The 19,084-nt window shown below is 44.4% G+C and carries 20 protein-coding genes and 1 tRNA gene; 5 read left to right on the forward strand and 16 right to left on the reverse strand.

The features are described from left to right. The first annotated feature begins 180 nt into the window (after positions 1 to 180). Positions 181 to 864 carry a helix-turn-helix domain-containing protein gene (locus QMA13_RS28960; RefSeq protein WP_282937127.1) on the forward strand — a complete coding sequence of 228 codons (684 nt, stop codon included), beginning with the start codon at positions 181 to 183 and terminating at the stop codon, positions 862 to 864. Between the two features lie 29 nt (positions 865 to 893). On the opposite strand, the gene QMA13_RS28965 is transcribed toward QMA13_RS28960, so the two are convergent. The 7 genes from QMA13_RS28965 to QMA13_RS28995 all read right to left on the reverse strand — a co-directional run bounded on the left by QMA13_RS28965 (position 894) and on the right by QMA13_RS28995 (position 6,883). Beyond that, complete coding sequence (locus QMA13_RS28965; protein ID WP_282937128.1) at positions 894 to 1,406, reverse strand: hypothetical protein; 513 nt, start codon at positions 1,404 to 1,406, stop codon at positions 894 to 896. A gap of 39 nt (positions 1,407 to 1,445) precedes the next feature. Further along, entirely contained in the window at positions 1,446 to 1,901 is a 456-nt protein-coding gene (gene lspA, locus QMA13_RS28970; protein WP_282937129.1) for a signal peptidase II, read from the reverse strand. Positions 1,902 to 1,947: 46 nt separating this feature from the next. Then, entirely contained in the window at positions 1,948 to 2,127 is a 180-nt protein-coding gene (locus tag QMA13_RS28975; RefSeq protein WP_282937130.1) for a hypothetical protein, read from the reverse strand. A gap of 644 nt (positions 2,128 to 2,771) precedes the next feature. Beyond that, positions 2,772 to 3,275, reverse strand: a complete 504-nt coding sequence (locus QMA13_RS28980) for a hypothetical protein (RefSeq protein ID WP_282937131.1) — start codon at positions 3,273 to 3,275, stop codon at positions 2,772 to 2,774. A 58-nt stretch (positions 3,276 to 3,333) separates the two neighbouring features. Then, on the reverse strand, positions 3,334 to 3,840 hold the full coding sequence (locus QMA13_RS28985) for a hypothetical protein (protein WP_282937132.1): 507 nt from the start codon (positions 3,838 to 3,840) through the stop codon (positions 3,334 to 3,336). Positions 3,841 to 3,928: 88 nt separating this feature from the next. Beyond that, positions 3,929 to 6,022, reverse strand: coding sequence for a TerD family protein (locus QMA13_RS28990; RefSeq protein ID WP_282937133.1), 2,094 nt, complete (start codon positions 6,020 to 6,022; stop codon positions 3,929 to 3,931). A gap of 636 nt (positions 6,023 to 6,658) precedes the next feature. Further along, on the reverse strand, positions 6,659 to 6,883 hold the full coding sequence (locus tag QMA13_RS28995) for a hypothetical protein (protein WP_282937134.1): 225 nt from the start codon (positions 6,881 to 6,883) through the stop codon (positions 6,659 to 6,661). Between the two features lie 316 nt (positions 6,884 to 7,199). On the opposite strand from QMA13_RS28995, the gene QMA13_RS29000 reads away from it, so the two are divergent. Further along, positions 7,200 to 7,640: a fibronectin type III domain-containing protein gene (locus tag QMA13_RS29000; protein WP_282937135.1), complete on the forward strand. Its 441-nt coding sequence runs from the start codon at positions 7,200 to 7,202 to the stop codon at positions 7,638 to 7,640. A 357-nt stretch (positions 7,641 to 7,997) separates the two neighbouring features. Here QMA13_RS29000 and QMA13_RS29005 read toward each other — a convergent pair. The 5 genes from QMA13_RS29005 to QMA13_RS29025 all read right to left on the reverse strand — a co-directional run bounded on the left by QMA13_RS29005 (position 7,998) and on the right by QMA13_RS29025 (position 10,723). Continuing rightward, positions 7,998 to 8,068 (reverse strand) — tRNA-Gly (locus QMA13_RS29005). Positions 8,069 to 8,187: 119 nt separating this feature from the next. Then, positions 8,188 to 8,967: an HAD family hydrolase gene (locus QMA13_RS29010; protein WP_282937136.1), complete on the reverse strand. Its 780-nt coding sequence runs from the start codon at positions 8,965 to 8,967 to the stop codon at positions 8,188 to 8,190. Between the two features lie 30 nt (positions 8,968 to 8,997). Continuing rightward, the gene (locus tag QMA13_RS29015) at positions 8,998 to 9,516 is read right to left on the reverse strand and encodes a DUF402 domain-containing protein (RefSeq protein WP_282937137.1); all 519 of its coding nucleotides are present in this window, start codon (positions 9,514 to 9,516) and stop codon (positions 8,998 to 9,000) included. 142 nt (positions 9,517 to 9,658) lie between these two features. Continuing rightward, entirely contained in the window at positions 9,659 to 10,186 is a 528-nt protein-coding gene (lepB, locus tag QMA13_RS29020) for a signal peptidase I (RefSeq protein WP_282937138.1), read from the reverse strand. 90 nt (positions 10,187 to 10,276) lie between these two features. Then, positions 10,277 to 10,723, reverse strand: a complete 447-nt coding sequence (locus tag QMA13_RS29025) for a hypothetical protein (protein ID WP_282937139.1) — start codon at positions 10,721 to 10,723, stop codon at positions 10,277 to 10,279. A gap of 159 nt (positions 10,724 to 10,882) precedes the next feature. Here QMA13_RS29025 and QMA13_RS29030 point away from each other — a divergent pair, with 159 nt between their 5' ends. Together QMA13_RS29030 and QMA13_RS29035 are read left to right on the forward strand one after the other, a co-directional pair. Beyond that, positions 10,883 to 11,803 (forward strand): aldo/keto reductase, encoded by a 921-nt coding sequence (locus QMA13_RS29030; RefSeq protein WP_282937140.1) that lies wholly within the window; start codon positions 10,883 to 10,885, stop codon positions 11,801 to 11,803. Between the two features lie 132 nt (positions 11,804 to 11,935). After that, positions 11,936 to 13,120, forward strand: a complete 1,185-nt coding sequence (locus QMA13_RS29035; protein ID WP_282943624.1) for an MFS transporter — start codon at positions 11,936 to 11,938, stop codon at positions 13,118 to 13,120. A 97-nt stretch (positions 13,121 to 13,217) separates the two neighbouring features. On the opposite strand, the gene QMA13_RS29040 is transcribed toward QMA13_RS29035, so the two are convergent. From QMA13_RS29040 to nikR, 3 genes are read right to left on the reverse strand one after another with little or no spacing between them, the layout of a single operon-like run. Then, positions 13,218 to 14,894 (reverse strand): copper resistance CopC/CopD family protein, encoded by a 1,677-nt coding sequence (locus QMA13_RS29040; protein ID WP_282937141.1) that lies wholly within the window; start codon positions 14,892 to 14,894, stop codon positions 13,218 to 13,220. A gap of 32 nt (positions 14,895 to 14,926) precedes the next feature. Further along, positions 14,927 to 15,334, reverse strand: coding sequence for a DUF2203 domain-containing protein (locus QMA13_RS29045; RefSeq protein WP_282937142.1), 408 nt, complete (start codon positions 15,332 to 15,334; stop codon positions 14,927 to 14,929). 59 nt (positions 15,335 to 15,393) lie between these two features. Continuing rightward, positions 15,394 to 15,882, reverse strand: a complete 489-nt coding sequence (nikR, locus tag QMA13_RS29050) for a nickel-responsive transcriptional regulator NikR (protein WP_282937143.1) — start codon at positions 15,880 to 15,882, stop codon at positions 15,394 to 15,396. 225 nt (positions 15,883 to 16,107) lie between these two features. Between nikR and QMA13_RS29055 the strand changes: the two genes are divergently transcribed. Then, a complete protein-coding gene (locus QMA13_RS29055; RefSeq protein WP_282937144.1) occupies positions 16,108 to 17,820 on the forward strand; it encodes an ABC transporter ATP-binding protein in 1,713 nt (570 codons plus the stop codon). A 279-nt stretch (positions 17,821 to 18,099) separates the two neighbouring features. Here QMA13_RS29055 and QMA13_RS29060 read toward each other — a convergent pair whose 3' ends face one another. After that, positions 18,100 to 18,714, reverse strand: a complete 615-nt coding sequence (locus QMA13_RS29060; RefSeq protein WP_282937145.1) for a class I SAM-dependent methyltransferase — start codon at positions 18,712 to 18,714, stop codon at positions 18,100 to 18,102. Positions 18,715 to 19,084 lie beyond the last annotated feature (370 nt).

Consider the following 19,084-nt stretch of genomic DNA (forward strand, 5'->3'; position numbering starts at 1 on the left):
CACCAAATCTAGTGAAGAGCACCCTTGCAGCGTAGATCAAATGAATCTGCGCAAGCACGTAGGGACAGCTCTTCACTTGTTTTATGTGAGCAACTTGTCGAAATTTGGTGACTTTATCCCCTTTATCTTGCATAATGGTACTTATATTATCCATTTTTGATAAGGTCAGGAGGATCTGGTTTGACAATCTTATCTAACTTTGGACAAAGAGTGCGGGAGCTGAGACATAAGACAGGGATGTCACAAGAAGCGCTGGCGATCCGCTGCGGAATGGACCGTTCTTACATTGGAGGCGTGGAGCGCGGAGAGCGGAACATTTCTTTGGAAAACATATCGATTATTATGAATGCGTTGGATGTCGATATGAGCTATTTTTTTGACAACGAACGTTTCTCTACTCATTCCTCTTTGGTTAAAATCGAAGATAATAAAGCCTTAAGCGAACGGTTTGTCTATCATATTGACTTCGACGAACAGGTTATTTCATGGCAGGTCAAAGGAATCATTAGCGTGGAGGATGTTAACAAAACTGCGTTTGATCTTAAGATCGCTTGTACTTACTTGACCAAGGGCCATATTAAGCTGCTTATAGATAATAGGGGGATGGTAGCTAACGGTCAACCGTTTGTGTTTTCACCGGATGTCAATGAGAAGCTTGAAGACCTTCAGAAGTGGATGCTGCCTCATTGTCAAAAGGTTGCGGTTCTATGCAATTCAAAGCTGATGAAAAATCAACTCGACCGTTTGGGCAATCGCACGGGAATGAGTCAAATTTCCCAGCATTTTTATGGAGAAAATAATGACGAGGTTATTGCAGAAGCTTACAACTTCTTAGGCATCGCTCATAATAGTTTGGTCACATGATGAAGAGGGGCTGTATGGCCCCGTCTTCCTTATTGCTGCTTGGCGTAGCTATGCATATTCGTAATGTATTCCTCGACCAGCTGCTGTATGGACGCAAGCTTCTCCTCCGGTTTCCCGTAACTCTCCAATCCGCGCATCATAGATTGAACATACTTTTCTTCCAGTCTCTTGAGAGCTTCATTCGAGCTGCAGTACTCTCTTAAATAGGCAGGAATAAAGTAACATTCCAATGAGTCCATGGAGAATGTGTAATCTACTTCACCTGCTTCTTCCATGCTTTGCTTCAGCTTATCGTACAGTCCGGTTGTTGTGATCAAACCTAGCCGGTACGTTCTTCTAATAAATTCGTACTGCTCTTGTCCGATAAGGCCTTGCTCATGCTGTCTCGCATTCCTCTCGTCCAGATAGTACAGCACGCCCCCCCATTCCGAAGAGAACTTCAGCCAAAAATCCATATCCTGCTCATCAATCGTAATTTTGACAACCTCATCAAAGACCACATCGGGATTTTCCGAAAGCATCGCTTGCACGTTCGAATCCATTATTTCCACTCCTATTCAAAGATTAGCTTGGTTCTATAATCAAGAAATTTCTTTTCTCAGTATGATGGATATCGCCGCAGTTATTAATAATAGAACAACGCCGATATTGATAGCAACATCCGCCAAATTGAGGATTCCATGACCTGAAGTAAATTCAAGAAAATCGGTCACTTTACCAAATAAAATCCGGTCAATCGCGTTCCCGGCAGCCCCGCCTACCAAGAAGCCCATGCTAATATCCATCGGCTTTCCCTTAATATCGCCTTTTTTCCGATAATATAGCACCCCGGCAATAAATAAAACCGCAAAAACCGCGAAAAGCCTTCCATAGCCTTGAAACAGACTATGAGCCATACCGCTGTTCTCGTAGTGGGTTAAATGCAGCACTGAATTCCAAAAAGGAACCGACTCTCCTACCTCTATCGAAGAACGAATCCATATTTTCGCTAGCTGATCGATGGCGACAACAATAATGACTATACTATAAAATAGCATGACCAACCTTCTTTCTTAAGGCGTACCCTTATATTAAAGCCGGCTGTTATTCATCGCGGCGGGTTTTCGCCAGCTTCTCCAGTTCCTCAATTCCGATTTCATCGGTATAGTGCTTTCCGTCCATGGCTTGAACTTCCACTTGGTGATCTGCCAAAAAGTTCAGCGCTTGCTCCAGCTGCAAACCGAGTATACAACATGCCGAGTCAATTTCAAATTTATTTTTCATTGCATTGCCTCCTAGTTAGTCAAAACTACATTTTACATATATTGTAAAACTTGCGCTTTCCTTCATAATCATGTACCTTAGACAAGGTGCTTATTTTTGCACATCATTTTAATAGATTCGAATTGGAGTTGAGTTATCATTTTTACCAAAGTGTTAAAAAGCTTGTTTCTTGTTGCATTCAGCGTCGTAATCAGTTATTTCTTTGTTGGCGGAGCCGTGGTGGGTCTATTCACTCGTATTGGAAGTTTTTTCAAGACAACCTGATATATCCTCAGATCACCGGAGTCTAGTTTACAGACAGTCCACTAGCATCAATGGGTCGCCTCCTGCTGCGTTTGTCCTAATCCTTCCTAATTATCTATTTTCTCCAGTAAACACGTATCTGCATAGTGTAGAAATTCCGTTTCATTATCCTTAAATCTTCTTCTTGTTTAGGAGGCACCACCCCCTGCAGCAAAAACCTTTAAAGCCACTATAGGAGAAAACCTCTATCGAGGCCTTTCAATCAAGCATGACCCTGCGTAAACCGTGGCTTTTCATACCGTTCAGAATCGGTAAAGAACCCTCCGGCTTCAGAGCCAGCGGGTTACAGGTCGATACCTTACTTTCAACTGAACGTTATGGGCTCGGCTCGCATAAGGCTGTTATTGTAAAATAAAGACGAAATAACCGTATATGATTTCCAGCTCTTTTAATGATACATGAAGCTCGTTGGCCTGCTGCTGAAAGGAACATTCCGGCTTATCGATCAACAGCTGCAGAAGCGATTGCGTTATACCTAAGGGGGACTGCTCGATATCCGTTTGCAGCACTTTGAATTCATTCAAAGATCGGTTGCTTTTGATCATGCCGAAATCGGTGAGCTTTAATAACGAGCTGGTAACCTCTTCAGGCGACGTGTCCAAAAAGTTGCTTAAGACTTTGACGGACAGGCTGCATATACCCTCGTTATTCTTCGTCGATTGCAGCAGTGCGGCAAGCTTCTTATAAGATTCGATTCGGAACAACGCTTCATCAATAACGCTGGATGTAATAATCGATTGCATGGGATCACCGTAATTTCGTAGAGATAATGAATCATACGCTATCTGTTCATAAAAGAAAAGATACTGCCATTGTACTTCATTTCCGCCATAAAATCTTACCATATGTTGACACAAACTGCTAGGGAGTTTCCTGTTTCATTAACGGCTATCCAATCCATTCCTACTCATACAAACGACCCAGCTCCAAAAACTTCCCGAAAGTGAACCAATCACATTGTGGAGCATCGCCCAAATGATCTTCCAACCCGGAAGCTCCGCATTCCAAATATGAAAAAACGTCAAAATTATACCAAGTATGATTGGTCCTTGAGGTTGTGCCTAAGAACCGGTATTGGTTCTCCTGCTCTTGCCGCTCCATATCCCTCAAATCAAAAATTTGAAAAAGCAATACTTCCTTCGCATAAGCAACACCATCTGCTGTTACTTCAACTGACGGCGGTCTGTTATACTTGCTCCACTGCTCTAGATACTCTACAGGAGCGGTTTGGAAGCTCTCCTCAACCAACTCTCCTAATAATGAGTAGGTCATAGCTTTGTTTTCATGGAGCAATACATTGTTATAAAGAGACCTTAGGTAGTATTCCAGAGAATGCTCATAAACGCTCCCCTTCGTTTGCAAAATCCGCTGCACAAAAGTCCCCAGTTCTATTGAATTTACAATATTCATCTCTTCACCTCTTTCCAATCTAGATTCTAATATAGCGAAAAAAAGGAACAACTTAAACGCTGTTCCAATTCAAATCTATTTTTATCCTTTAAACAAGGAACTCCGACATGATCTTACTGGTGTCAAAGGGTGTAATGCCTCTATCTACCGAAAATATCGTATCCGCCTCAGCTGCATTATCTACAAGCTGGCCTCTTGCTATGGCATGGAGCATGAATAAATCGTATAGGTTAGGCTTCGTTAAGGTTGTCATCGCTTTTCCCATTAGAACCATCCCTTTTTGGTTACCTTCCACATTGTTATAATAATTAGGATGTTTCGTAAGAGCCAGATCCGTCCAAATGACTGTACGCTCCACCAAATCCATAATAACAGGTATCGCGATTTGCGTGTCAGCTGTAATATCAATTTTATCTACTACCGTCGAAGGTTCGAATATGCCTCCCGTAGCCGGATTGGCTCTCATCATCCAACCGGCAAAGCATTCCGGCAGATCGCAATAAGACTGCTCCGTAAAGGAATTCAGCGAAGCCACAATATACCTTCCTCCATAGGTTACAACAGAAGGAATATGGATGTCGATGAACTCGCAAGCCCCATTAGGAGCCGACCTAATATCTCCGCTATGAGTCGCCTTGTATCTATCTGAACGAAGATTCGTGTACGAGATGTGCTCGACATAACGCCAATTCTCATCGTACATTACCGCAGACAGATCAATGTCCACTGGACCTGTAGGCCTCTCGTCGATAACTCCTTCCTTCCACCAAGTGAAGAATCGAATCGTATTTCCTTTAGGCATCTGCAGCTTACTTCCCCTTACAATCGTACGCAGCGACTTGCTGGCCGATCTTTGGGAAAAAGGGACTTTATATGATTGCAAACGGTCATCCATATAAATATTACCTAATGAGGGCAGAGATGCGAATCGTCTTATCAGCGCACTGCTGCACAAATCCACAATAGCCTGACAAGCATCGGCGGCCAAATTGACGAGTCTGTTTTGAATGGCTACTGCTTTAGCCACGTTACCTTTTGGAAAAAACGTACGCAGCTCCTGCGGTTCATTTCTATGGTTAAAATGGGTTTGCACTTGCAGCAATACAACAGTGGATACTTGATCGATTACCTCACCGAAAGCCTCAATTATGGGGTAGGCATCGTCCGAGATTCGAAGCAAATGGTCCAGCCTTCTGGCAAACTCGCCTGGACGAGTTTTCAATAAATCTACCGCCGTCCATACATTGTTATATAGGAGCGCCAACTCAAGTCTTCCTCTAAAAGTTTCAAAAGGCTTATTGTTTCGAAGAATATCGAACGCTTCTTTACAATGGAAGAACTGGTTTTTATATTCTGAAGGATGCAAAATTTCCCCAAGACGAATCCACCGATGTTTATATCTCAGCATATCTTCCGATATAGGGTAACATTGCTCCAGCAGACCTAACAGTAGCCTTCTCTCCGACCGTTTGAACTTTCGGAATTTTGTAGGGGTAGCGAGGCTGACATCTCCGTCCGACAGCGCTACGGCTAAGCGAAGTACATCTGTTGCAGTTCTAATATATTTTCCAATGAGTTTAACATTCGCCCTATCGTGCTTGATTAATGCGCCTACAACCAAACCCACATTTTCTTTCAGCGGGATTTCTGATGGCAAGATCATTTCCAAATCCTCATATTGTGCAATAGCCCAATCGATGTCCTCTTTGTCTGCAGCTGAGATGGACACCTTCGCTGAAATGAGCTGTCGAATCATTTGATCGAAATCCTCTTCACTTCCCAAATCAATGACTTTCAGATTTACTTGATCCAATAGAGGGAAACGGTCAATGGCCTCGTATTCAGGTAATTTAAGGGTTATATAATGAAGGATTGCGTTGATGTAGAGCTCGGCTTCGCTCGCCAGCATCACTTGTCGAGGAAAATCGGGGTACATAGGCCTGTAGTTAACATGAGCCCCTATCAGTGTTTTCAAGTCAGCAACAAGCTGATCATACAAATTCGTGAATTCTTCAATGGATAATGTGCGTACCGTATCCATGAGCTGCTTTGAGAAAGTAAACCCGAGGTACTCGATATTTTTCATTGCTGTGGCCAAGTATCTCTCAGGAAGCGGACTAGTGCTAAAACCCGGCTCTACCATAAGCTTACTTGCTCTACGCAGATAAATGATATTTTTCATATAAAAGACTCCAGGAAACGAATATCCCTATCAGGAATAATTAGAGTAGAAGGAAGGAATATAATAGCCTGGATGCCTCCTTTCCTTTTGTAAAATAAACCAGGAAATTCGCATCTCTATACTTTAACAGAGTTTTTAGAAGGAAGAGATGCGATAGCCTGATCTGCCTTCAAGAGAGCTGCGCCCCTAGATCACCAGAGAATTTAGAAGGAAGGAGCGCAATAGCCTGAAGGTAATTGAAAGTCCGTGTTGTCGGCCTTTCGAGTATTATCATCGCATAACGTATTGCTTGCGAACAGGGTGAAAGTATTACGATGAGGATGTTAATCTATTATTGACGCTTGCGTGGGTGTTAACATTATGGGATATGTAATTGCCATGTCTTCACTCTCCTTGGCAACATAAAAAGCCGTCCTTTTGGACGAGCTGTATGGTATCATATTCCTATTACTGATCCATATACCACAGCCACCGCCCTTAAAAGCGGCTATTGTGCGGAGGTCGTGTTAGCGCACGGCCTCTTTGATAATTCTAATCATACCTATATATTGATTATTCATACAATTCATGATTTTTAAGATATCGATCGATTCCTTGGTATATGGATCTCGGTAAAAGAAGGCCTTGGTCCCCTCGTCATCCGGTAATGCGGCTGAAGAAAACGTGCTTCACTACTTTATCATTGCTCGAAGGTCCACCGTGGCCCCCGCGGTCGCCTTTTGTATTTTTGTTATCGGGCTGGACGCCAACGTTTGTTTTGTTGTAAAATTTTGGGCTTGATTGTTGTGTAACGTTCCAACCGTTGCGCTGCTTCCAAACCGAGACAACCTTCTCTATTTCACCAAACAGTTCTGCGATCATTCGGTTTGTGATATTGCTAATATGCTCGATGTAAAGCTCGCGTACTTAATATTTGGATTACATTCCCGCGGCATTACATGAATTACCCATCCCCGACTTCCTCAGACATAAATTTAGCCGAAATACATTCGTTAATGGACCTTACGTTAATTAGCCGACGGATGGAACCAACAATATTCTATTACTTAATCCAATTATTTTTGTAATATATTACAACAAAGTATAATATACATTTACAATATTATACATTTTAGGTATATTATTGAACGTGATTACTGGCCAGTTCACAATCATAGACTAGGAGTGAATTTTAATAATGATCCTTAAATTTAAAAAGTCTTTCACAACCGCTGCGATTGCATTAAGCTTACTCGTCTCTGCTCAATCTGCATTTGCTATCACCGGACTTGGTGACAGTGAATCAAGCGCGGTTGCTGCTGCCGCTAATGTGCACTATACGTGGAAACTCGAAACAGCCTATGACGAAGATTGGTTCGTTTATACCAATAACACTTCTAGCAGCGTAAGCATTACTGCCGCTATGACTTCTCCTAGCGGGCAAAACTATAACCTGGATCCATACTGGTACCAAAACGGAAACCGAATCAAGCTGAGCGTTAACGACAATGGACCCGGAAAAACCGATTCGTTTACTTTATCGAATCTCAGGCCGGGTGAAAAAATCTCTTTCCGAATCTATACAGCAACCGGTTCTGTCAACAACTCCCCTTACGATTTCTATTATACCGTTAACTGATAAACGGTTGATTTGAATAAAGCCCCCTATCGTCAATTTATTGGTAGGGGGTATATTATCTAAGTGCTCCACTAGGGGGTCAGGCATTGTGAAAGGGCATCGACGAGGATGGACTACTGAGAGTGAATTAAGACAGAGGAAAGTATGAAAGTAAAGGCTTTGTGCCCTGTGTCAAATGGTGGATGAATCCTGGTTAATCAGCCGTGACTCCGCAGACCGACTAGAGCATTTATACAAAAAAAAGCTACGAATTTGCCCCACGTCTGCGCCATCAGGAAATGAGAGTTTGAGTTTATCGAAAACAGACAAAAAGAAAAACCCTTGCGCCACAAGGGTTCTGGTAAAGATTAATTACTAAGCGGGTGATGGGAATCGAACCCACGCCACCAGCTTGGGAAGCTGGAGTTCTGCCATTGAACTACACCCGCATAAGAGAAAGGCTCATAGACTTTATATAACCAATTATATACAGTTTAAGTGGACTTGTCTATGATAACCCTTTAACATAATGCAACGCCTACATAAATAAATTACAGCTACTTCGAACTCATCTACATACTCGTTCCAACATAACAGCTACGCCGTCATGGTCATTTGTTTCTGTGACTTCATAAGCAATATCCTTCAATTCCTCAATGGCATTACCCATGGCAATAGGATAGCCGCATACATGGAATAATCCCAAATCATTATAGTCATCTCCAAATACCATTATTTCGTCCAATGAACAATCCAACCGTTCGCATATTTGGGCAACAGCGTTTTCTTTGGACGCCTTTTTAGAGGAGATTTGGATTAGTGCTCCGGAATCTGTAATCACAATATTCACTTTCTGTATGAACCGCTCTATTAATTTCCCAGCATCGCTATAGTTCGTTATTAATAGTTTAGAGGCCGCAAGTTGACGCATTTCTTCAATCCTGATAATCTGCGGTTTAGTCTTAATCTGCATTAATTCAGTGTAATCCAATTCTCTATTACTAAACCAACTGTCTTCTACCTCAACTGAAAGATAAGGATCACTCTCACTTGAAATGAAATAATCAATTAGTTCAGTATTAATAGATGAATCTATTGAATAATGCTCTCTTAGATTCAATGTCTCGCTAATCACTAAAGCCCCATTGTAATAACTCATGATTCCTATTGCTTGTAACTGTTCAGGGAGAAAATCTTTAACGGATCTTGGAGGACGGGCTGTAGCTATGATGATAGGAATTCCGTGGTGATGACAATTTAAAATCGCCCTCATATTGCGAGAACTGACTTTTTTCCGGGAATCTAATAACGTTCCGTCCAAATCCAAAACTACAGCGGAAACTTTCATTTTTCCAACCCCCATCCTCTTCTTAGCGAATCATTTCATTCTTTCAGGTATAGCCGCAATAAACCGCTCAATCGTCCCATCAAAAGGAAACTGCCCATTCGCCACACGCTGCTGAAGGTTCTCTAGTTCCAATCTCGCTCTTTCCACCAAATCAGGAGGATAAGATAGCTCGACTGCATTAACCGCGAATTCGTCTTCATCGACGACCTTCCATATGTTGTTTCTTTGTACAAAATCCAGATCCAGGTCGATATATGATACCGTATTCCCGTTACAAACGGCTGGTTGATTAATGTTGCAATAATACTGAGTGATCTTGCCGTTCACTATATCCGCGCTTACAGTATACCAAGAATCAAAGGGAAAAAATTCAATAGTCCAATGCTCGCAAATAAAGGTTTTACCTCTCGTATAATGCTGCAATTGCCTTCCCGGTTCACTCAGCACAAATATGTGAGAATCGGTCTTTTCGAGCAGTGTCGTATTCCATTCGTAATGGAGACGGTTACCGTATTTCATCGCCTGAATCGTAATATTATCCTTGTTCATAGACTTCACTCCCCTTAACTTTCATAACACTTCTGAAACCTATTTGTTGCGTCAATAAATAACTTAAAGTTAATTATACCAAAAAATACCTCCTATCCATAAACGATAGAAGGTACTCTGTTATTCATTAATATTATTATGATCAATCTAGAGTGCCGATATGATTGAATGGAAAGTACCGGAACATCACTTTACCGACCAGCTTGCTTTTATCTACAAAAGGCGTTGTCGGCCATAAATGGGAATCTAGACTGTCATTGCGGTTGTCTCCCAAGAAGAAATATTTATCCTCGGGCACCGTAATCGGTCCGTAGGTGTAGTTCATTTTCTCCTTTAAATAAGGCTCGTCTACCTTCTCCCCATTCCGAATCAAGCTTCCATCCTTAATCTCTATTGTATCGCCTGGAAGGCCGATTAATCGCTTTACAAAACGCTGATCAGCCTCATCTGGCAACGGAGGATAGAACACAACAACATCTCCGAATTGAAAGTCGGTCAGCTTGACCATTTTTTCGACCAATATTTTATCGTCCAGTTGGATAGTGGGGAGCATCGAACCGGTCGGCACTTTCATTCCTTGAGCAACATACGTATTGAATGAAAAGCTGACAATCACAGCGATTGCCAACGTTGGAACCCAATCCTTGATCCATCGTTTCACCCGTTGCATTATTTCAGCTCCTTTTGCCGTTTCTTCTGTTCACAATACATCATTTCGGCAAAAGAAATATTAATGTAACATAAATTTTTTTAGGAATGGCTATGGAGCTGCTGTGGCGGCCTTATTAACTACCGTAATATACTCCTTCGTTTTTTGATCTCCTACCTTCCATTCAATCTGAACTTGATCGGTACCTTTCCAGCTTGCTACCTCCCCTTTTTTGTCCAAGGTGATGGGCTGGCTCGGCGCTAGTAATGAAGGCTCCACAACCGAATTCACAAGAGATGTCCCGTCCGCATGGACTACGGTGACAGCAGCTTCAGCAACTCTTTCTTCTACTTTATATTCAACTGTCACCATTTCCTGCAGCTTGGATTTTTGAGGCGTATAGTTCACCTTAACCTTCCAGTGCTCCGATTCACCTTGCAGCGTTGCTGCTTTCGCACCCGGATCGTTGGAGCTGACCGTATTTTTGTTGCATGCGGTTAATGCAGTGACTGCTACCACTAGCGATAATGCGGACAACACGAGCCTTTTTCGAGTCATACCATGTTCCTCCTAACTTGCGTTACTATTATTTTGAATCTGCTTGCATTATTTTATTCGATATTAAAAGGTCATTTCAAGCTTAACCTCTTTTTTGACTTCTCCGCGCCGTTGTCGTTAAATAAAAGAGACAGTCATCCATATTCAGGAGGGATCCGCATGAAATACCGCAGATTAGGCAAAACAAATTTGAAGGTATCTGTCATTGGCATCGGTACGTGGCAGTTCGGAGGAGAGTGGGGCAAAGCTTTTACACAAGCAGAAGCAGATGCCATTCTGGATCAAGCCAAAGCTTCAGGCATTAACTTGATCGATACAGCTGAATGCTATGGAGATCATACCTCCGAATCGCTCATTGGAAGCTATGTGTCACGCAACCGCCGCGAGGATTGGGTCATCGCTACGAAATTCGGCCATCATTTCCACGGACATCAAGAACGTACACAGCATTGGTCTCCACAGGATGTGTTGGAACAATTGGAAGCTTCACTCAAAGCACTCCAAACCGATTATATCGATCTTTATCAATTCCACTCAGGTACTGACGAAGCCTTCGACCAAGACGAGCTGTGGACTTTGTTGGACAAACAGGTTCAAGCAGGCAAAATCCGTCACTTGGGTACCTCGATCGGCAGCAACGATAATCTGCATCAGACCGCTGCTTCCACCAAAGTAAACTCGCAAGCTATTCAAGTCGTCTACAACCGTTTGGACCGCAAACCGGAAGAACGCGTATTCCCGTCCTGCGAAGAACAGGATTTGGGTGTATTGGCACGTGTACCTTTGGCAAGCGGCTATTTGAGCGGCAAATATAAGCCGGGCGCTGTGTTCCCGGACAATGATGTACGTAACCGCCACGACCGTGAACAGACGATTCTTCGTCTGGAGGAAACTGCCCGCATTCGTGAGAACGAAGTACCTGCTGGGATGGACATGGCTACTTGGGCGCTAGCGTGGTGCTTGAAGCATCCTGCCGTAACCGCCGTTATTCCAGGCTGCAAAAGTCCTGAGCAGGTTATTTCTAATGCAGCGGCAGCTCAATACGTTTCGGATTTGCATAAACAAAGCTGGAAAGATTAAAGCGATATAATCCATGTTTTTAGACAGTACCGTCCATGTTATTCAGCCGCGGGTTTAAGGTATGCTAGTTCGTGAACGCAGCATGAAAGCATTTAAGCTATTCACAGCTAGAAAAGAAAGGTCTTGAAACCGATGAAGCTTACGACACGAATCTACATGGACGCCGCTTTGCAAAATATGAAAAGCGTCAGCTTTTTCACATTTCTTCAAGTACTTATCGCCCGCTTGGGCGCAAGCAATTTTGAAATTGCATTATCCAATTCACTGCCACCTCTGTTCTGCGCGTTGTCGTTAGCCTTTCTAACCCGACAGCTCCCGGTAACCAGAGGTGTCTTTCTTGTCAGCGGCTACATACGGCAGTTGGCCTTTTTGTGCATGGCATTCGCTGCGCTGCTGCCCCATCCGATTCCTTTTCTGCTGTTTTTCTGGTGCATCAACGCCGTTGCAGTAATGGTAACGGGGGCACAGCAACCGGCTATCATGCGCAGATGGATAGCTCCGAACGAATTCCCGAAAATTTTCAGCAATAATAAAATTATCGGCATCATCATTGTGACCTTCGGAAGCTTCGGAATCGGCCAATACCTTGATGCCTTCGACTGGATGTTCCCCAAAAATTATGTGATATCCATGCTGATCGGGTGCTTGGCTACCTTTGCAGGCATGTCTTTGATCGCGGAATTGGCTCCAAAGGAGAAGCAGCGTATTCGGCTGACCTGGATGAAGCCTTTTCAAGAATGCGACCGAAAAACTTGGTGGATGGGGCTCAACAATGTAGGCATTGCGATGGTTCCTCCATTGTTCGTTATATACCATGTTAATGTGCTTAAGCTGACGAATTCTCAAATCGCGTATTTCGTTGTCATTGCGGGGATTGTCTCTACTCTGCTGCTGCCGGTAGCCCGACGCTGCATGGAGAAGTTCGGTATGATGAAGGTCTATGGTACTGCCATTATAGGAATGGCTCTTGCCGTGCTGCCATACGGCTTCATTCACTCCTTCTGGCTGCTGCTCCTTATTCAAGGCTGGGTTGGTTTCTGCCTCGCTGTACATGAAGTGGCTTCTCAGACGATTATGATGAAGGAAGCCGCTAAGCATCGTAAGGAAATGGCGTATTTTTCCGACTTTCAGCTTGTTATGAACGCAGGAAATGCAATCGGTGCTTTATTTGCCGGGGCTCTGATTTCTTTTCTTCCGTTATGGGGCTGCTTCATCGTTATTGCTGCCATTCGTGTTGGCTTTTATTTAACTTATCGTTCTGTCAAAGAACCCGAGCCTCAGAACCAGACAGCCGAGCTCCATTCGGCTAACGGTTAAAAGTTGTGCTTCAGCAGCTTTCCATACTAATGCACCATAAACAAAAACCCAATCGGCTGCTTAGTAGTAAACGATTGGGTTTTCATCTTTTTATCAGTTAATATAGTCGAATTTGTTTATCATATACGGTTTCATCGTCATTACTGTCCATGACTCGAACTTCGATATCCCAATAACCTGGATAAGGAAGGTAGGCTCCTTTAGCTTTGTACGTATGTTTCTTCAAGTCTCCAAAGCTGTCCTCCACACTAACATCCTCTGTATATTGGAGCGGAACCTCAATAGGCGCTATATCTTTGGCATTGGCGTCATGGAGCTTCAAGATCATCTGCTTCGGTTTGCCTAACGATTCTGGCAGCCACACCTTCACTGTAAAATCGTTCACACCTGGTGCGTTCGGCGTAATCTGTGCGGTCATATGAATCTTCTCACCCATCACATGCCAATTCAGTGGCTCATTCGCAGGCAAAGGGGTTAAATAAGTGAACACCCCAACGATAAGCACGATGAGAAGCGCTAACACTACGTCGATTTTAAGCAGAACCCCAACCTTAGCTTCACCGCGTTTCCGAAATACCCAGCGAAGCAAAGCTGCCGTACACACAACCAGTAAAACAAGTGCGCTCTTAGCAAGCAAAAGAATACCCCACTGGGTTTCCACGATATAAGCAATATCCGGTAAAAAGATCAAAACGGACAATATTCCTGATGCCACCAGCAGCAAAATGGAGGCTAACGCAGTCGAAGAGAATCGAGGAAAAAAACTCATTCCTTCCTCTTTATTGCGGCGCCATAAGACTAACAGCATCAGCAATCCGCCCACCCATAGGGCTGCAGCTGCCAAGTGAATGAAGTCGAGCAGCAAAGTCTGCTTTAACGGCTGAAATGCAGCAGAATGGCCGTTCAAGCCTTTGGTCAGCCATATTAGTGCAACCCATACCAGATCAAGCCACGGGCGACGGTGCAGCACAACAAAGCCTAACAGCGATAAAATTAATGAGGTTAGCCAGATGTAGCCGATTGCCGTCTTAGTAAAAATAACTGCGAAAGCATCCGGTCCCCCATCCCCGATAAGTGCGAAGATGTGAGTAAACATAAAGAACAAGAAGGCGAGCAAATATCCTCGCTGAAGCTGCGTACCCCATTCTTGGAGCAAGACGGTCACGCATTCGCTGCGACTTCCGTAGAATCGGAGCCACACTACCCAGCCTGTAAACGCAAGCATCAGGGCATAATAGATCATCCGCGATATATATTGAATAATCTCCATGAATCCCAGCTGTGTGGATAATCCATGAGAATGCATATGTTCCATAGAAGGTAATGCATCAGCAGGCTGGTTACTTAAGCTTTGGCCGACGGCAAACAAATACGTCCCCTCCACGGGGTGACCGTCCGCCGAGATCACATGGTAAGTAACCAAATAGCTTCCTTGACCGAGCTTGGGCAGCTGCAGTTCAACTGCTGTCCGGTTGGTATTCATTTGAGCTTTATTGGTCGTTACTTGCTTCTTGCTGCTATCAAACACCCGTATGTAGTAGATACCGTCTTCCAATCTTTCATTAAATGTTAGAATAACGCTATCCGGCGCTTGATCCATCTCAGCATTAGCAGCCGGTGCTGAATCGATGAGGCTTGCGTGAGCCGACACAGGGTTCGGCAAAGCGATGAAATAAAAGATGAAACTTACACAGCAAAGAAGTAACGCTAGCCAACGACTTTGCCGTTTTTTTACAGTATGTCGGCGCAAGCCGACCGTCTTAGTGCTGCTCATAATGAGAAAATCCTCCTTGACCGTGCTACAGGCTATTCACCCGTTAGCTTCTTTCTTCCTGCAAATCCGTCATATAGCCCGTGGTAGTGTTCTACACGTTCCTCACCTTGTCTCCAGCACAGCAGCACTTCCCTGCCGTCCATAAGTGCCGGGAAATCAAGGAGACCGGTGTCAACATCTTTTAATTGGACCCCTTTAAGCTCAAAGCTTTGAAGAACAGCATTACCCTCCACCTGCATGAAATCCATTTCGCATTCTAATGTAAAGTAGGGATCGCCTTGTACTGCAATTCCATGATTGCGATGGTAGCTTTTAAGCTGATGCAGCTCCTCATATTTCAGACGAAACTGCCGTTTAATCTCTTGAAGCTTCTCCAGCTCCCGCTTCACTATCGGTAGTATTGCATTGGCTTCAGCCAAGGTGTAATAGATCTTGTCCATTAAAAGTCCTCCCATCTATCCGACGCTATATTAATGTAGTTTCTTATAAGAAGCTGACTCTAGTGTCCGTGTTCTCCATGAGAATGTGGATGATTGTGTTCATGCTTATGCGGGCGAGAGCTATGATCCGGGCTATCCATATGGGTTACTGATAGTTCCGCATAAAATACGCCCTTGAGCACCTGAATACGCTGCTGGAGTTCACGTAACCTACTCACAACACCACGAACTACAATAACTTCCAGACATTGATGGTGATTCAAGTGAATATGCATCGTTGAGTTGATCTCATGGTGGTATTCGTGCTGAAGTTCTGTCAATACGATCGGCAGATCGCTGACATGATGATCGTAGACCATTACTATAGTTCCAGCCGCCATCTGTTCAGGATGGATTTGGGAGGGTGCTAGCAGCGCTTTTCGTACCAAATCCCTTATTGCTTCCGATCGGTTGTCATACCCCTGCTCGGCCAGCAGAGCATCGAACTGTTCAATTAATGATTGAGGCATTGAGATGCCAAATCGAACAAGCGCGTCTTTTTCAGTCAACCTTGTTCTCCCCTTTACATGGATGCCTGCGGCATCGCTAACTTTCCGTAACCGCATTCTTAGTTCTAATGTAGCATACTCGGATGGGGCTAACCAAACTTTTCACCGTAATGTCATACTCTTGCAGACGGAAAAAATAATTAAGACAATCTCTTCTCTTGCCGCAAAGCCCTTTCCCTATTAAAATACGGAAATAGATTGTTGAAGGAAAGGAATGAATCTTTAGTGATACGACGTTTTATAGCCTTCTATCGGCCTCATTGGAAACTATTTGCTGTTGATTTTACAGCTTCCTTATTCGTAGCACTGCTTGAGCTTTGCTTTCCGCTGGCTGTTAAGTGGATCGTGGATACACTGCTGCCGGATCGTAACTGGCCGTGGATCCTCTGGGCGGGGGCAGGACTGCTTGCTATGTATTTAGTAAGCAGCGGACTGCAATTTGTCGTCACGTACTGGGGACATAAGCTTGGGATTCAAATTGAGTTCGATATGCGTCAAAAGCTGTTTCAGCATGTGCAAAAATTATCGTTTCGCTTTTTCGATAATCATAAAACCGGACATTTGATGTCCAGAATGACGAACGATCTGTTCGAAATCGGCGAAGTAGCGCATCACGGGCCCGAGGATTTATTCATTGCCGTCATGACCTTTATCGGCGCATTTTCCATTATGCTTTACTTGAATTGGCAGCTAGCCTGCATTACTTTCATCGCTTTACCTTTATTGATATGGCTTATCGTGCTGTGCAATGGGAAGCTGGTCAAAGCTGCCAATCAAATGTATACGAATATTGCCGATGTGAACGCACAGGTCGAAGACAGTGTTGCCGGTATTCGCGTCGTGCAGTCGTTTACGAATGAGCATCATGAGATCAAGAAATTTGCAGAGAACAATAAAAAATATCGATTTGCCAAGCTGCAATCCTATTGGATCATCGCTTACAGCTCTTCCGGGATGTATTTACTCATGAGGCTTATCACCTTGCTAGTGCTTCTGTGTGGAGCCTGGTTGGTCATATACCGCGGCATGTCTTATGGAGAACTGGTCGGCTTCCTTCTGTTCGTGAACATCTTCTTCAAGCCGATTGAAAAAATAACCGCACTGCTCGAACAATACCCCAAAGGGATGGCAGGTTTCAAACGGTTTCTGGAAATTATGGATGTGGAGCCAGATGTGGCTGATGCGCCAAATGCGCTAGACGTAAAGAAACTGCGCGGAGATATTGAATTCAAAGGCGTCACCTTCGGCTATGAAAATCACGCTCATGTGCTGCAGAACGTCGACCTGCGTATCCGTGCAGGTGAAACGGTCGCCTTCGTCGGCCCTTCCGGAGCCGGCAAGACGACGCTGTGCAGCCTTATTCCCCGCTTCTATGAAATCGAGAGCGGCACGATATCCATCGACGGCATCGACATCCGCCAGATGACGCAGCGCTCCTTGCGCGCACAAATCGGCATAGTGCAGCAGGACGTATTCCTGTTCGCGGGCACACTCCGCGACAACATCGCCTACGGCAAGCTAGGCGCGACCGAAGCCGAGATCATCGCTGCTGCCCGCAGAGCGCATCTGGAGGCGGTTATCGACTCGCTGCCGCTTGGATTGGACACACCGGTAGGTGAACGCGGCGTGAAGCTGTCCGGCGGACAGAAGCAGCGGCTTGCGATCGCACGGATGTTTCTCAAAAATCCGCCGATCCTCATCCTGGATGAAGCTACCTCCGCTCTCGATACCGAGACCGAAGCCGTCATCCAGCAGGCTCTCTCCGAGCTGTCGGCGAACCGCACGACGCTCGTCATCGCCCATAGGCTCGCGACGATCCGCCATGCGGACAGGATCATCGTCGTCAATGAGGAGGGTATTGCCGAGCAAGGCCGTCATGAAGAGCTCCTCGCCGTAGGAGGAGCTTATGCTAAGCTGCATCATGCACAGTTCGGCTGAGCCGATGAAGCCTTACAGCTGACGTTACAGGGCTTCTGAGCGTGTTGAGAAGCCTAAGGAATCGGGAAAATCACTTTGGTGGACCGGTAAGGTACCTCCTTCCAGCCGCTGTTGTTATCGGGATATTTTCGAATTATTCGCTTTTCAGCGGTAATTTCCCGATAACAAAGGCGGACGCTAACGCACATCCAGGAGATACCTCACCTATCACCTTAAGCATTTTCAATAAATTCAAGATTCTCCTCAAGCAAGCCCTGCAGCTACACTGCAGGGCTTCTATTATTTATTAATTAATAAAAGAGATTGGAAGTGGGGCTCGTCGGGCTGCTGAGGAACTACGCGAAAGTAGTCAAGCTTGAAATAGGGCTGGACCGCTTCTTGAACAGCTTCATCCGTATAGAATGAAAAGAACCGTTTCGGCTCATAAGTATCATCCTCCCAAATCCCTTCGGAGTCACGGCCCCCATAGACGCCCATATAGAACAGACCGTCAGCCTTTACCACTCTGCTGATTTCAGCAAGCACCAGACCCAACTCACCCTTCGGTACATGCAAGAGGCAGTTCAAGGCATACACAGCATCGTACGATTGATCAGCAAAATCAAGCTGATAGAAATCCATTACCGACGCATTCAATCCCTTCTCCTTGCAATGACGTACCATCTCTTCGGATAAATCAATACAGCTCACCTCTAAGCCGCACTCCCGAAAGTATTGGCTGTCTCTGCCTGTCCCTGCCCCTATTTCCAATACAGTTTTGCCTCCCTGCTCACGAATGCGATCTACAAAATATTGTCTCTCCTCAGCTTTCCAGTCCGCCATGGACGATTGCGAGCGGCGTACAGCATCGGCATCGTAAGCTCGGGCCAGTTCTTTTTTCGAAAAGGATACCATTTGATAAAACCTCCTTGTTATTGATAACAGTTAACTATGCGAACATATATTCGATTAACTATTTGGAAATTCCCTCCTACTTTCCATATTTTTTTAACGAACCACTACCAGTTGAGATTGATTCTCATTGCTATCTTGTTTATACTGAACTAGCATCAAATTTAATTGAGAACCTAGCGTAGGTCTAAGCTCCTATTTTTTGTCGAAAAAATCACTTTCCAATCACTTTCTGTAACCTGATTTAAGCTCAAAATAGCCCTTATCAAGGGGAATATGCCCGTTTTCAAGCTAGTAAACTGCCTGTCTACCCTTGGCTTTTGTCGAAAATTATACAATTGACAGACACCATATATTGAGGTAAATTCTATTT

Origin of the sequence: Paenibacillus sp. RC67, from assembly GCF_030020805.1 — a bacterium.
Taxonomy (GTDB): domain Bacteria; phylum Bacillota; class Bacilli; order Paenibacillales; family NBRC-103111; genus Paenibacillus_S.

What these genes read in the sequence shown, in the direction of transcription:
- QMA13_RS29035 (WP_282943624.1), top strand. Translation starts at nt 11,936, where the DNA reads ATGAAGCTTACGACACGAATCTACATGGACGCCGCTTTGCAAAATATG.
- QMA13_RS28995 (WP_282937134.1), bottom strand. Translation starts at nt 6,883, where the DNA reads ATGATCGCAGAACTGTTTGGTGAAATAGAGAAGGTTGTCTCGGTTTGG.
- lspA (WP_282937129.1), bottom strand. Translation starts at nt 1,901, where the DNA reads ATGCTATTTTATAGTATAGTCATTATTGTTGTCGCCATCGATCAGCTA.
- QMA13_RS28975 (WP_282937130.1), bottom strand. Translation starts at nt 2,127, where the DNA reads ATGAAAAATAAATTTGAAATTGACTCGGCATGTTGTATACTCGGTTTG.
- QMA13_RS29040 (WP_282937141.1), bottom strand. Translation starts at nt 14,894, where the DNA reads ATGAGCAGCACTAAGACGGTCGGCTTGCGCCGACATACTGTAAAAAAA.
- QMA13_RS29060 (WP_282937145.1), bottom strand. Translation starts at nt 18,714, where the DNA reads ATGGTATCCTTTTCGAAAAAAGAACTGGCCCGAGCTTACGATGCCGAT.
- QMA13_RS28985 (WP_282937132.1), bottom strand. Translation starts at nt 3,840, where the DNA reads ATGAATATTGTAAATTCAATAGAACTGGGGACTTTTGTGCAGCGGATT.
- QMA13_RS28965 (WP_282937128.1), bottom strand. Translation starts at nt 1,406, where the DNA reads ATGGATTCGAACGTGCAAGCGATGCTTTCGGAAAATCCCGATGTGGTC.
- QMA13_RS29030 (WP_282937140.1), top strand. Translation starts at nt 10,883, where the DNA reads ATGAAATACCGCAGATTAGGCAAAACAAATTTGAAGGTATCTGTCATT.
- QMA13_RS28990 (WP_282937133.1), bottom strand. Translation starts at nt 6,022, where the DNA reads ATGAAAAATATCATTTATCTGCGTAGAGCAAGTAAGCTTATGGTAGAG.
- QMA13_RS29015 (WP_282937137.1), bottom strand. Translation starts at nt 9,516, where the DNA reads ATGAACAAGGATAATATTACGATTCAGGCGATGAAATACGGTAACCGT.
- QMA13_RS29010 (WP_282937136.1), bottom strand. Translation starts at nt 8,967, where the DNA reads ATGAAAGTTTCCGCTGTAGTTTTGGATTTGGACGGAACGTTATTAGAT.
- QMA13_RS29000 (WP_282937135.1), top strand. Translation starts at nt 7,200, where the DNA reads ATGATCCTTAAATTTAAAAAGTCTTTCACAACCGCTGCGATTGCATTA.
- QMA13_RS28980 (WP_282937131.1), bottom strand. Translation starts at nt 3,275, where the DNA reads ATGGTAAGATTTTATGGCGGAAATGAAGTACAATGGCAGTATCTTTTC.
- QMA13_RS29025 (WP_282937139.1), bottom strand. Translation starts at nt 10,723, where the DNA reads ATGACTCGAAAAAGGCTCGTGTTGTCCGCATTATCGCTAGTGGTAGCA.
- lepB (WP_282937138.1), bottom strand. Translation starts at nt 10,186, where the DNA reads ATGCAACGGGTGAAACGATGGATCAAGGATTGGGTTCCAACGTTGGCA.
- QMA13_RS29045 (WP_282937142.1), bottom strand. Translation starts at nt 15,334, where the DNA reads ATGGACAAGATCTATTACACCTTGGCTGAAGCCAATGCAATACTACCG.